The 11,831-nt window shown below is 71.0% G+C and carries 13 protein-coding genes and 1 pseudogene; 11 read left to right on the forward strand and 3 right to left on the reverse strand.

Features of this window, described 5'->3' with window-relative positions:
* Positions 1-37 precede the first annotated feature (37 nt).
* From ACFVYI_RS38160 to ACFVYI_RS38185, 6 genes and pseudogenes are all read left to right on the forward strand, one after another.
* Positions 38-640: a hypothetical protein gene (locus ACFVYI_RS38160; RefSeq protein ID WP_387894171.1), complete on the forward strand. Its 603-nt coding sequence runs from the start codon at positions 38-40 to the stop codon at positions 638-640.
* A 193-nt stretch (positions 641-833) separates the two neighbouring features.
* Positions 834-1,112 (forward strand): sigma factor-like helix-turn-helix DNA-binding protein, encoded by a 279-nt coding sequence (locus tag ACFVYI_RS38165; protein ID WP_387894173.1) that lies wholly within the window; start codon positions 834-836, stop codon positions 1,110-1,112.
* A 499-nt stretch (positions 1,113-1,611) separates the two neighbouring features.
* Entirely contained in the window at positions 1,612-1,758 is a 147-nt protein-coding gene (locus ACFVYI_RS38170) for a hypothetical protein (protein ID WP_387894175.1), read from the forward strand.
* Positions 1,759-2,419: 661 nt separating this feature from the next.
* Positions 2,420-2,953: an RICIN domain-containing protein gene (locus tag ACFVYI_RS38175; protein ID WP_387894177.1), complete on the forward strand. Its 534-nt coding sequence runs from the start codon at positions 2,420-2,422 to the stop codon at positions 2,951-2,953.
* Positions 2,954-3,242: 289 nt separating this feature from the next.
* Positions 3,243-3,566 (forward strand): annotated as a pseudogene (locus tag ACFVYI_RS38180) (SIS domain-containing protein); the annotation flags it as partial.
* On the forward strand, positions 3,563-3,901 hold the full coding sequence (locus ACFVYI_RS38185; RefSeq protein WP_387894178.1) for a VOC family protein: 339 nt from the start codon (positions 3,563-3,565) through the stop codon (positions 3,899-3,901). The pseudogene ACFVYI_RS38180 and the gene ACFVYI_RS38185, both read left to right, overlap by 4 nt.
* Before the next feature lie 318 nt (positions 3,902-4,219).
* Here the strand turns inward: ACFVYI_RS38185 and ACFVYI_RS38190 are convergent, their stop codons facing one another.
* The 3 genes from ACFVYI_RS38190 to ACFVYI_RS38200 all read right to left on the reverse strand — a co-directional run bounded on the left by ACFVYI_RS38190 (position 4,220) and on the right by ACFVYI_RS38200 (position 8,154).
* Positions 4,220-4,561 (reverse strand): LysM peptidoglycan-binding domain-containing protein, encoded by a 342-nt coding sequence (locus tag ACFVYI_RS38190; RefSeq protein WP_387894179.1) that lies wholly within the window; start codon positions 4,559-4,561, stop codon positions 4,220-4,222.
* A 499-nt stretch (positions 4,562-5,060) separates the two neighbouring features.
* Positions 5,061-6,245: a CapA family protein gene (locus ACFVYI_RS38195; RefSeq protein ID WP_387894181.1), complete on the reverse strand. Its 1,185-nt coding sequence runs from the start codon at positions 6,243-6,245 to the stop codon at positions 5,061-5,063.
* Between the two features lie 367 nt (positions 6,246-6,612).
* Complete coding sequence (locus tag ACFVYI_RS38200) at positions 6,613-8,154, reverse strand: MFS transporter (protein ID WP_387894182.1); 1,542 nt, start codon at positions 8,152-8,154, stop codon at positions 6,613-6,615.
* 107 nt (positions 8,155-8,261) lie between these two features.
* Here ACFVYI_RS38200 and ACFVYI_RS38205 point away from each other — a divergent pair, with 107 nt between their 5' ends.
* From ACFVYI_RS38205 to ACFVYI_RS38225, 5 genes are all read left to right on the forward strand, one after another.
* The gene (locus ACFVYI_RS38205) at positions 8,262-8,957 is read left to right on the forward strand and encodes a TetR/AcrR family transcriptional regulator (RefSeq protein WP_387894183.1); all 696 of its coding nucleotides are present in this window, start codon (positions 8,262-8,264) and stop codon (positions 8,955-8,957) included.
* A 95-nt stretch (positions 8,958-9,052) separates the two neighbouring features.
* The gene (locus tag ACFVYI_RS38210) at positions 9,053-9,241 is read left to right on the forward strand and encodes a hypothetical protein (RefSeq protein WP_387894184.1); all 189 of its coding nucleotides are present in this window, start codon (positions 9,053-9,055) and stop codon (positions 9,239-9,241) included.
* A 61-nt stretch (positions 9,242-9,302) separates the two neighbouring features.
* Complete coding sequence (locus ACFVYI_RS38215) at positions 9,303-9,476, forward strand: ribbon-helix-helix protein, CopG family (RefSeq protein WP_387894186.1); 174 nt, start codon at positions 9,303-9,305, stop codon at positions 9,474-9,476.
* Positions 9,473-9,901, forward strand: coding sequence for a VOC family protein (locus ACFVYI_RS38220; protein WP_387894187.1), 429 nt, complete (start codon positions 9,473-9,475; stop codon positions 9,899-9,901). The genes ACFVYI_RS38215 and ACFVYI_RS38220 overlap by 4 nt, the downstream gene beginning before the upstream one ends.
* Entirely contained in the window at positions 9,894-10,763 is an 870-nt protein-coding gene (locus ACFVYI_RS38225) for a class I SAM-dependent methyltransferase (protein WP_387894188.1), read from the forward strand. The genes ACFVYI_RS38220 and ACFVYI_RS38225 overlap by 8 nt, the downstream gene beginning before the upstream one ends.
* The last annotated feature ends 1,068 nt before the right edge of the window (positions 10,764-11,831 follow it).

The raw sequence follows: 11,831 nt of genomic DNA on the forward strand, positions 1-11,831 counted from the left end.
TTGTATTCTGCTTCCCGGGGGGCCGGGGGCTCGTGGTATGGGGGCGGCTCCCAGCCGAGCGGGGTGGGGGCGGCGGGGCCCCCCCCGCAACGCGGCCATCGAGGGCGACACCGCCGCCGTCGACGAGTTCAGCCGGACCTGGCTCGGCACATCCCGGCCCGAGCGGTGGCGCGAAGCCGTCGAGGCGGCCCTGCTCGGCGACTGGACGACCACACTTGGAACCGGCACCGGCACCGCCACCGACGACACCATCACCGACCTGCTGAAGCATCAGGCCGGCACCGAGCACCGGCACCTCCAGCCCCTCTGGGAGCGCAGGGTCCGGGGCAAGCGCACCGCCCTGCTCGGCGAGCGGGTCGGCGTGGACCAGGTGCTCGCCGACCTCCTCACCGAGCACCGCACCCCCGAGACGGAAGCGCTGGCCGCCGAACTCTCCGACAGCCGGCTCCTCGCCGTGCTCCGTGATCTGAAGCCGGACGAGGACGCATTCGCCCGGTCCTGGGCGAGCAGCCGGGAGACCTGGGCCCAGGCCGCGCTGGAGGCCGGCCTGCCCACCGCGTTCGCCGAGCGCGTTCGCCGCAAGCTCAAGCGCCTCGGCAACCAACACACCACCCGCACCCTCTCGGCGGTGATCCGATGAGCGACATCCTGTACGCGTCCCTGCCGGAGTTCCTCGGCGGCGTCGCCGCCGCACTGGCCCTCGCCGCCGGCACCGCCGGTGTCCGCACGATCCGGGCCCGGCTGAAGAAGTAGGGGACCGCTGACCGAGGCGTAACGAAGGGGCACCAAGGTCTCCCAGGGGAGGCCCTGATGCCCCTTCGGCGGTCCTGGCAGTGCTGGGTAAGCCGGGGTTGCCCGCCCGGCAGCGGGCCGTCCTGATCCTGCGTGACGTGCTCGCCCGGCCCGTCACCGAGGCGGCCGGCGCACCCGGCCTGACGCCCTCGGCGGTGAACAGCGCTCTCCAGCGGGCCAGGGCCGACCTCGCCGCTGCCGGGCTGCGCGAGGAGGAGATCGCCGAGCCGGCCGAACCGGGTGCCCGGGCTGTGGTCGACCGCTACGTGGCCGCCTTCCAGACCACCGACCTCACCGCGTTGGCCTGGCTGCTGGCGTAGGACGTGGTGATGGAGATGCCGCCGTTCACCAACTGGTACGTCGGGTCCACCGCCTACACCGGCTTCGTCGCCCGGGTGTACGCGCTTCGCGGCAGCGACTGGCGGATGACGCCTGTCGGTGCCAACGGCCAGCCGGGCGGTGGCGGTCTACGCCCGCGACACGAGCCTCGCCCTGTACCCGCGGCACGGCATCCCGGTGCCCGGAGACACCGACTCCGAGGTCGACGACCACACCGGCCCGCACCAACCCGGCCTCCGACACCGGCGACCGCATCAGCGTCGTGTACAGGGCGCACGAAGGCATGGCCTCGGTGTCGTGACCTGGGACATCGCTGGGCCCTGACCCGGCATCAGCACCGCGCGCAGAGATGGGCGGCCCTCACGTTCGAATCGTGAGGGCCGGCCATCAGCGTACGCACACCTTCCGCTTCCGCCTCTCACTCCGATTCCGTCCCCCTGCCGCCCAGGGAACCGCCATCCTGGGTCCAGGGAGGGACCGATGGACTTCGAGTACGACTGTTGGTGCTGCGGGGAGATGAACGCCGTCTACGGCGAACCGAAGAGTTTCTTCACCGTCCGCTACGAGCTGCCACTGCGGTGGAACTGCTACTGGTGCGACGAGGTCAACATCACCCCCGACGGCTGACTGACCTGCAGGCCCGCCCCCTTGGGCAGAGTGAAGATGCGGCCCTCCGGATCTGGCCGCCGGGGCGGACAAGCGGCTGCGCTGCACGTTCTGCCCGCCCAGTGCTCTTCCACCGTTTCGGCCGGGCCCGGATCGCGCGGACCCCTGCGGTGCCGGCGGCGACGGCGCGGTGGGCGTCGACGGCGGACTGGCCGGCGACGCGGTGCGGCGGCGCGGTGCCGGGGGCGCCGGGGATCCGCTTGTTCGGGGCGTCGGGGACGGTCTGGTCGGGGTGGTACTGGGCGGCGAGGATGTGGTCGGCGGACTCGGGGTGGTCGACGCGTTGATGTGCAGGGTCTCGGTGACCCAGGGGAAGACGCAGCCCTCACCGGCGGTGGTGACGATGTAGTTGACTGTTCGTGGACCAGCCAGTGAGCGTGGCACGTAGTCATCGCTCAGGCACACACTGTCGTTCGAGTGGATCCCCCGACCGGTCGGCGAGCGCCCCACGCGGCGTCGTCACGCGCGGACCGGGCCGCCCACCCCTGCTGGCGGATTCCGAACCGATCTGCCTGGCCGTGGCCCAGGTCCTCCGCACGGGTCAGGCCGACGTGCGAACTGCGGGCGGTCGTTCCAGGGTGGTCCGTGAACGCACCGACGACGTCTGTGAGGAGAGGGTGCCGTGAACCGGTCCAGTGCGGTGTTGGGTGTGGTCGTCCTGGGGCTCGCCGGCTCCCTCGGCATCTCACCGGCGTCCGCTGTGGGGAAGCAGTCGCCGTCGGCTGCGCCGGGCGGCGGCTACTTCCGGCTGGCCTCGGAGCTGAACGGCAAGTGCCTGGAAGTCCGGGGTGGCAATCTCGGCAACGGTGGCGCCGTGGCCATGCGCGACTGCTCCGGCTACGCCAACCAGGCCTGGACGGCGATCTCCCTGGGCAACCACGCGTTTCAGTTCCAGAACGGGCAGAGCGGTAAGTGCCTCGACCTCCAGGACGACAACTCCACCAATGGAGCCGGGGTGAACCAGTGGGCCTGTGCGGACAATCCCGCTCAGCGGTGGTACACGTTCGGAGTCGGAGGGTCGGAGTACTCCTTCCACGTCGGCAACGAGAACGGCAAGTGCCTGGCCATCGCCGACCGAAACCCCTGGAACGGCGCGGCGGTGGTGATCGAGGACTGCTTCGGCGATCTCAATCAGTACTGGTTGATCCACGCCTGACCGACGTCCGCTGACTGGCCCGGCTCGGGGGCCGGGTGTCAGAGGCTGAGGGTGGGACGGCGACGTTCCGCGGGTTCGGCGTGGTCGCCTCAGGCAGGCGAGGCTGCCGACCGGCCGGAGCCCGGCCGCGCGGCAGACGGCGGCCAGGGCGGGCGTGCCGGCGTCCGCCCTGGTGAGCAGGTGGTGAGCCCGGCGTCGGCCAGGCCGTCGAGCAGGCGCGCGCGCCCGTCCGGGTCGGCGGTGGCGAGCGTGCGGTCGAAGACGTACGCGGCACGCAGCGGCGGGCGCCGGAGCCGTGGTCGCCGCCGATCTGGAGTACCAGCTCCAGCACCTCGGCCTCGTCTGCGCCGCTCGCTCCGACGTCCACCGCGCCCTGATGGGCGCCGCCCACCTGACCGCCGCCGACGTGGTCGTCGGCATCTCCTGCTCGGGCCGGACCTCCGAGGTCCTCGACCCGGTCGCCGAGGCCGCCCGGCGCGGGGCCACCACCGTTGCACTCACCAGCGACGCGGGCGCGGACGGTCGAGGTGGCCGCGGCCGCACAGGTCTCCTCGTCGGCCGCCGGGCAGGTATCAGGTTGCCTGCGAATTCTGGAGCCTGCCGGGTCGGTTGACGGGTACCGCGATCGAGCTGGTCTCCCCGGCGGGCCCCGGGCCCGCAGTCGAGGGACGCCTCACGGAACGGGGCCCCGGCCTGTACCACCTCGCCTTCGTCGTGGACGACCTCGACCACGAGGTGCACCGGCTGCGCGCCGCGGGGCTGCTCGCTCTCGACGCGGAACCGTGCCGGGGAGCCAGGCCCGGCATGAGAGTGGTGTTCATGTACCTGCCGGAACCCGCGGAACTCCTGGTCGAGCTGGTCTGCTACGACCGGGTCGACCACCCTGCTCCGCGCGTGGACCTGCCCGGTGCTCGTCCCCCGGGGGATGGTGTTGGCCGGTGCCCGTGACTCATGGCGGCCGTGGGAGTCGGTCAGGGGTTGGTGGGTGACAGGTGGTCGGGGAGGGCGGTGAGCTGTTCGTTGCGGACCACCGTGCCGGGTGAGAACAGCCGGCCGCGGTTCTTGAGGGGGCCGTCTCGGTGATCAAGTCCTCCTCCCGCAGCCGCTCAGGGTGCGGGCCGTACCCGCCGATCGGCAGGTACGGCCCGATGAACTTCCGCTGATCGTCCGTGAGTTGCCTGTGTGTCACGGTCGCGGTCCTACGGGCCCCACCCCGGAGGGGACGGAGCTCGGAAGCTGATTACTCCCTCACGCAGGATCTGGCCCTCAGCCTTGCGCCAGCGCGATCAGGTCGGGGAACTTCTCCAGCAGACACGCGAGCGGGTCGGCCGAGACGAGGCACAGACCCGGTCCCGTCACCGTGAGGCCTTCTCCCCGCACCTGGAGGATTTCCTTGAGGATCTCCAGGATGTCCACGGTGATGGTGTCGACGCCTTCCCCTGGGTAGATCCAGTGACCGCTGTCGCTCGAAGCCAGTCCGTGATCGTGAGCGGCCTTCTCGATCACCGGCCGATTGGCGCTGTAGATCGCCTGCCACAACCCGCCGGCGCCGTAGTACTTTTCGGCGATGCCCCACAGAGTGTCACCACTCTTCACGGTGTAGGTCACGTGTCTCGCGGGAGCGGGCGTCGTGGTGGGCGTTCCGGGCGTCGAGGGAGCCGAGGTGGCGGGCACCGAGGTCGAATGCGCCGGTGTCGGCGTGTGTGTGGCGGGGGCCGAGGTCGAATGCGTCGGGTCAGGGTCCTGCGCCGCAGCCGAATAGCCTGACGCCAGCAGTATGGAGCTGACGACAAGGCCGCTGACGGTCGCCAGCGCTATTCGGGTGCGCGAGCTCGTCTGGCGAGTCGTCGCGTCGAGGGATGAGTTCCGTCGCATGTTCTGCCTTCCTGGCGGGGTGAGCACGTAAAGTCACCTGGCGACGACTTTATGTGACCATCTCGCCCGAGGTGCGACAGTGGTAGGCCGAACGGCTCGTCACGCCAGGTCAGGCCGCACCCCCCGAGTCCGGTGCGGGGCCGGTGAACGAAATCCCGGACGGCCGGGTTCGCGCTCGGCATGCTGTCCCGCGGTTGCGCTCGGCGGCCGTGCGCTCGCAGCCGGGGACTGGTCAGCGTGCCAGGGTCAGTCCGGCGGAGGCACCGCCACGGCTGAGCACGACCGAGCGGACGTGGTCCAAGGCCCGCGTGAAGTCGGAGCGGTCGGGGTTGCGGCGGACCGCCTCGGCCAGGTCGAGGACCCGGTACGGCGGGCCGAGGTCGGTCAGCTGCGGGATGAACTCGGCTTTGCTGACGGTCCAGCGCTGCCCCGGCAGGGCCGGTGGGGAGAAGGTGAACCGGGCGATCGAGCTCCAGTTGCCGCGCGGGTCCTCGGCCCCGGAGTAGTTGAACATGTGTCCGGCGAGTTGGTCGCCCATGCCGTAGACCGTCCAGGTGTCGTTGATCTTCTCGTATGCCTGTGGGACGTGGGCGTGGGTGCCGAGGACCAGGTCGACCTCCGGGTGGCCCTCGCCCTGCTCGGTGGCCAGCTCACGGGCGAGCGTCAGCTGCTGAGGGTTCGGTTCGTCCTGCCACTCGGTGCCCCAGTGGACGCTGACCACGATGATGTCCGCACCGGCGGCCCTGGCGGCCCGCGCGTCCGCGAGGATCCGATCCCGGTCGATGAGGTTGACCGCCCACGGCTGCCCCTTCGGCGGCGCGATGCCGTTGGTGCCGTACGTGTAGGCGAGCTGGGCCACCGTTGCCCCACCTGCCGTGAGTAGCGCCGGTTCGGCCGCCTCGCTCTCGCTGCGCGCGGACCCCGTGTGCTTCAGCCCCACGGCGTCCATGGCGTCGAGCGTTCGACGGATGCCGTCGGGACCGTCGTCCAGTGTGTGGTTGGAAGCGGTGTCGCAGGATGTGTAGCCGACGTCCTTGAGGGCCCGTGCGACCTGCGGGGGCGACTTGAACGACGGGTAGCCGGTGAAGGGGCCGCCATCGGCGCCGTACACGGTCTCCATGTGGCAGATGGCCAGATCCGCCGCGCTGACGACGGGTCTGACGCCGTCGAGCATCCTGTCGAAGTCGTACCCGCTGCCGCCGGCGTCCTCCCGGGCCTGCTGGATGATCTCGGTGTGCGGCAGGACGTCCCCCGTGGCGACCAGTGTGAACGCCCGCGGCCCGGCCGGGGAGGCTGCAGTCACCTGCGACGAGGGCGACGGTGCGGTCCGCGGCACGGCCGGGGTGGCGCACCCGGCGACGGTCAGGAGCAGCGTCATGGTTGCGGCGAAGGTCTCCCGGTGAGGCAGGCGGCGCATCATCAGCTCATCTCATGACCGGCGGAAGTGACAGCACCTCCGACTGTGCGAGCGCCCGCCCGCGCCGACCTGGAGCCCACGCCCCGCAGTCGCCCGATGGGGGTACCCCGCACACGCGTCAGTGGGCACTCGGGCCTACCGCAGGGGCCGTGGCCTGCCTGAGCACGCCGTCGACGAACGTGCGGAGTGTCTGCGGGTAGATGTCCCGCGCGGCCAGTGCGGCCCGTGGTACATCGATATTCGACAAGTCCGTGACTGCTGACGAGACCGGCCCGGCGGGCCGAGAGGCCGGCTGATCGCTGTCTCTCGCCGCCGCTCCTGAGGATCGGCCGCCCCGCAGGCACGGACCGAGCGGGAGTCCCTCCTCCTACCGATGTGCCGCCTCCGGCTGCGGGGCCGGTTGGCCGGCGGCGGGTGTCGGGGTGACGCCTCGTGGTGGGCGCAGGAGTAGCGCGACGAGGAGTGCTGCGGCTGCCAGGGCGGCGCCGCCGCAGCGCAGCGCCAGGTGCAGGGCGTCGATGAAGGCGGCGTTCACGGCGTCGCGGACGGGGGCGGGGAAGGCGGCGGCGCTGTCCGGGGCCGTGCCGGGGAGGTGGCGGCCGAGTTCGGCGGGCGCGCCGAGCCGGTGGAGCGACTCGGTCAGCGTGGCGGTGAGCCGGCTGCTGAGGACGGCCCCCAGGGCCGCGACGCCGATGACACCGCCGATCTCGCGCAGGGTGTTGAGGGTTGCGGAGGCCATGCCGGCCCGCGCCGGGTCGACGCGCTGCATGATCGTGATGGACACGGGGGTGAAGGTCATCCCCATGCCGAGGCCCATGGTGAGCAGCACCCAGACGTACTGCGGGTAGCGGGCATCCGCGCCGTAGAGCGAGAGGGAGCCGAGCGCCGTGGCGCACAGGGCGAGGCCGGTGACCAGCGGGAGGCGGGGGCCGTGGCGTGAGGTGAGCGCGGCCGACAGTGGCGCGGCGACGACGATCATCGCGGTCATCGGCAGGCCGGCCAGGCCCGCGTCCGAGGGGGACCAGCCCATCACGTCCTGCATGAGCAGGGGCAGGAAGAACGCGGCTCCGAACATGCCGAAGCTGATCATGAAGCCGCTCACTGCGGCGCCGGTGAGCACCCGGTCCCGGAAGAAGTGCAGGTCGAGCATGGGGGCGGCGCTGCGTGCCTCGACCGCGACGAAGGCGGGCAGGGCCAGCGTCGCCACGGCGGCGAGCGCGAGTACCCGGGTGTCGGTCCAGCCGCGGGTGGGCCCCTCGATGAGCGCGTACACCAGCGCGCCGAACCCCAGCGCGGAGAGCGCCTGGCCCGGTAGGTCCAGCCGCCTGGTGCGGGTCGCGAACTCGGGGAGCACCCGGGCCGCGAGCAGCAGCCCCGCCACCCCGATGGGGACGTTGATCCAGAAGACACCGGCCCAGCCGAAGGTGTCCACGATCGGCCCGCCCAGGACCGGGCCGACGGCCAGGCCCAGTGCGGAGACGCCGGACCAGAGCCCGACGGCCCTGGCCCGCTCCTTCTCGTCCGTGAAGACGTGGCGCAGGATGGACAGACTGCCCGGTGTGAGCAGTGCCGCGCCGAGGCCCTGGAGCATCCGGGCGGCGATCAGCGTGCCGGTCGAGCCGGACAACGCCGCAGCCGCCGAGCCCGCCGTGAAGACGGCCAGGCCGCTGAGGAAGATCCGCTTGCGGCCGAACCGGTCGCCCAGGGTGCCGCCGGTGAGCAGCAGGGCCGCGTAGACCAGGCTGTAGCCCTCCACCACCCACTGAAGTCCGCTGACGCCGGAGTGCAGTTGCTGTCCGATGCGGGGCAATGCGTTGTTGACGATGACGTTGTCGAGCATCGCCATGAACATCGTGGCGCACAGGGTGGCGAGCACGAGTCCCTTGCGTCGGGCGGGCGGCTTCGTCATCACAGTCCCTAACAGTGTTAGTCGATTGTTCGGTGCGGCTAGACTGCCCCTAACAGTGTTAGATGGCAAGTGGGATTCCCGAGAGGGACCGCGAACGGAGGTGGCCCATGGCCCTGGAGGACCACGCTGATGACGGACCGTCACAGCCGGGGCTTACCCGCCGGACGCTCGTTCAGGCGGCCCTTCGCGTGCTGGAGCGCGAGGGCATCAATGGCCTGTCGATGCGCAAGGTCGCCGCCGAACTGGGAGTGAAGGCAGCCTCGCTGTACTGGCACGTGCGCAACAAGGAAGAGCTGCTCGACCTGCTCACCGACGAGCTCATGGCCGACGCCGAGGCACCGCCCCGGGAGGGCGACTGGCGTGAGCAGTTGCGCGAGTACTGCGTGCGCTACCGCCGACACCTGCTCGGCAAGCGCGACGCCGCCAAGGTCGTCGCGGGCCGGCTCGCCCCGGGCCCCTACCTGCTGCGCCTGATGGAGGACCAGCTCGGCCGCCTGCGGCAGGCCGGCTTCTCCGACGCCGACGCCGCCATGATCAGCTACCTGCTCGGCGCGTTCGTCCAGGGCTTCGTGCTCCAGGAGCAAGGGCCCATCTCCGCGTCCGAGGCCATGGGTGCCAGCCGCCGCGAGGCCGCCACGGCCGTGGGGGAGCAGCTCCGCCGGCTGCCGCAGGACTCCTTTCCGAGCCTGGTCGCACTCGCCGACAACCTGATCGACCCGTCGATGGAGGCCCGCTTCTCATTCGGCCTCGAACGCCTCCTGGACGGACTGTCCACCCTGCTGGAGCAGAGCTCCGAGGCATGAAGCGAAGGGGTGTCCCATCCCCTCGACCTTGCAGGGAATCTCGGCCCTTGGGTCGGGTGGGAATGTGGCGCTCCGGTCCTGCCGCGGGACCTGGGATGGTCGAGCAGGTCGTCTACCTGTCCGCCGCCGCACTCGCCGGTGTCGCCCGGTTCGCGGTGCTGCGCCTGGTCGTCTTCGCGCGCGACTGCTCGCAGGCCGCGGTCGCCGGCCGTACCGCGCGTCCCGTTCCCGTGGGCTTCACCTCGGCCCCGGTCGGGCCCGCCGAACTCTGCCGCGCCGCCTGACCCTCCATCGAGGTCGATCAATCCCTGCCCCGCCAAATCCTAGAGTGCTAGCATTCTAGCCATGCCCGCCGAGAGACAGGTAAAGCAGTTCAACGTCTACCTGCCCGTCGACCTCATTCGCGAGGTCAAGCATCACGCCGTCGACACCGAGCAGTCGCTGTCCGCGATCGTCGAGACGGCCCTGACCGAATACCTCTTGCGCGCTGAAACCCGCCGGGAAGGAGAACGTGCATGACGACCGACGGCATCGAGGGGTTCCTCGTCGAGACCCGCAACTACGGTGCGACCGCCGCGTTCTGGAAGTCGCTCGGCTTCGAGAACGTCCTGGAGACCGGCCACGGCTCCGGACACTGGTCCCATCCGGCCGGCGGACCCTACGTGTTCATCGTCGAGCAGCACGAACGCGAGCTGGCCACCCACCCTGTGCTCAAGGTGGCCGACGCCGGGGCCTTCGCGCCTGACCGCAGGCCGGAGTTCGCCCAGCCGTTCACGCCGACGCACTGGGATGTCCGACAGGCGCTGGTCCGCGACCCCGACGGGCGGATCATCGCTCTCCAAGCCCCGCTCCCCGACGGCAACGACGGCAACGACGGCAACGAGAACGACGACAACGACGACAACGATGGCAATGACGGCACGGAAGGACACCCCCATGGCTGACGGACAGCGCTTAGCCGACCAGCACGAACCCGACCACACCGCTGTGCGCGTCGCCCTGTGGCGCGCCCTTCACGTCCACGCCGACGCCCCGCCCCACGTGCTCGACGACGAGATCGGGCTGAAGCTCGCCGACCCCGGGCCGAACTGGCGTGAGCGCGGCGACATGACCATGCCGGGCGTCAGCGGCGTCCGCGCGTCCATGGTCGCCCGCGCCCGCTTCGTCGAGGATCTCGTCGCCGAACGTGCCGCCGCCGACGCGGCGCAGTACGTCATCCTCGGCGCTGGCCTGGACACCTTCGCTCAGCGGCGCCCCGAACTCGCCCCTCGCCTCAGCGTTTTCGAGGTCGACCAGCCCGGCACCCAGGCGTGGAAGCGGCAGCGCCTGGCCGAGCTCGGCTACGACATCCCATCCTGGCTGACCCTGGTGCCCGTCGACTTCGAGGGCGGCGACTCGTGGTGGGAGAGGCTGACCACTGCCGGATTCGATCCGCAGAAGCCGACGGTCGTCGCGTCGACCGGCGTCAGCATGTACCTCACGCACGAAGCCAACACCGCGACGCTGCGTCAGGCCGCCGAGCTCGCAACCGGCTCCGTCTTCGCCACGACGTTCCTGATGCCGCTCGACCTGCTCGACCCGGATCAGCGGCAGGTCCAGGAGTTCTCGATGCGAAACGCCGCCGCGTCGGGTACCCCGTTCGTCAGCCTGTACTCGCCTGACGAGATGCGGCAGGCCGCGCTGGAGGCGGGGTTCACGAAGGCCGTCCACGTATCCCCTGACGACCTGGCCGCGCGGTACTTCGCCGACCGCCAGGACGGCCTGCGCCCGCCTGGAGCCGAACAGTTCCTCCTCGCCGAGATCTAGGCCCGTCCGGCCGACGAGGGCCGAATGCCGGAGGTGCTGCTCGGGTGAACGGCACGAAGCAGACCCGGGGGAGGCCCCACCGCGGCCGCGCTCCGGCGTTCGGTCAGGCAGCAATGGCACGAGTCTGAGTGCCCTCCCTGGTCGAGGCCGCCAAGACCTGCGGTCCACCCGACGGAAACCAGCCCGGCCACACCCCGGCGAGGGGTCCGGTCACCCATCAGGGGGCCGGATCCCTCGGCCGGGACCAGAGCGATCGTCGGACGGTCAGCCGGGCCGCCCGGCGCAAGACGGCCTCGGCAGGGGCGTGTTCCCGGGCAAGGCTCGGCCGTTCGGGCCGTTGCCGGCAGTACGTGCAATGAGGATCACCGCAGACGCCTTCACGCCACTGGTCGCACACCACGCACAGCGCCGCGTCGTACCGTTCGCAGTAGTCCTGCCTGGCGCCGCACCGCAGGCATGATCCGGACTCCGGCCGGACGGCGGAGGGGCGTCTACGAGGCATCCCCCAGCGCGAGGTTCAGCATCTGCGCATCCACCATGGCTGAGACGGATCGCCATAGGAGTCCACGATCGTGCGGGAACGGTAGAGCTCGTCAAGCGGATCCACCCGCCGCCGGAGCTCCCGCGACGCGCCCTTCGCAAGCCCGCACAGGGCCTGCTCCAGCGTCTCTCGTGGATGAGCGTCGGAGGGACAGCACGCTTCGACTCCGCAGCCGCGGAACGGTGGATCTGTCAGCCCACGGGCCGGCCCGTGAACGGTGCCGACCCACCGTGCCATCGCGTCGGCGATGGCTCCTGGCCACAGATGTGAGTCCTCGAACGTGGCAATCTCGCTCTGTGTGCGTGCCGAGACCCCGGAAACGGTCTTCCTGCCACGCTCCGGGCGGAGCCTGCGCGGCAGCGTGGTGCGCACCTGGCCTGGCCGTCTACGCGCCATGGGCCTTTCGTCGGTTCGTCATGGACGACATCCTCCCAGAGGCAGGCCCTTTCGATCAATGCGCCCCGACCATCGGGTGGCCGTGGTCCCCGCGCAGGACAGCCGTGGCGGCAACCCCTGGCCGCCACGGC

Source organism: Kitasatospora sp. NPDC058218 (genome assembly GCF_042882445.1).
GTDB lineage: Bacteria > Actinomycetota > Actinomycetes > Streptomycetales > Streptomycetaceae > Kitasatospora.

What these genes read in the sequence shown, in the direction of transcription:
- ACFVYI_RS38210 (WP_387894184.1), top strand. Translation starts at nt 9,053, where the DNA reads ATGGTCGAGCAGGTCGTCTACCTGTCCGCCGCCGCACTCGCCGGTGTC.
- ACFVYI_RS38205 (WP_387894183.1), top strand. Translation starts at nt 8,262, where the DNA reads ATGGCCCTGGAGGACCACGCTGATGACGGACCGTCACAGCCGGGGCTT.
- ACFVYI_RS38195 (WP_387894181.1), bottom strand. Translation starts at nt 6,245, where the DNA reads ATGCGCCGCCTGCCTCACCGGGAGACCTTCGCCGCAACCATGACGCTG.
- ACFVYI_RS38160 (WP_387894171.1), top strand. Translation starts at nt 38, where the DNA reads ATGGGGGCGGCTCCCAGCCGAGCGGGGTGGGGGCGGCGGGGCCCCCCC.
- ACFVYI_RS38220 (WP_387894187.1), top strand. Translation starts at nt 9,473, where the DNA reads ATGACGACCGACGGCATCGAGGGGTTCCTCGTCGAGACCCGCAACTAC.
- ACFVYI_RS38200 (WP_387894182.1), bottom strand. Translation starts at nt 8,154, where the DNA reads ATGACGAAGCCGCCCGCCCGACGCAAGGGACTCGTGCTCGCCACCCTG.
- ACFVYI_RS38225 (WP_387894188.1), top strand. Translation starts at nt 9,894, where the DNA reads ATGGCTGACGGACAGCGCTTAGCCGACCAGCACGAACCCGACCACACC.
- ACFVYI_RS38215 (WP_387894186.1), top strand. Translation starts at nt 9,303, where the DNA reads ATGCCCGCCGAGAGACAGGTAAAGCAGTTCAACGTCTACCTGCCCGTC.
- ACFVYI_RS38170 (WP_387894175.1), top strand. Translation starts at nt 1,612, where the DNA reads ATGGACTTCGAGTACGACTGTTGGTGCTGCGGGGAGATGAACGCCGTC.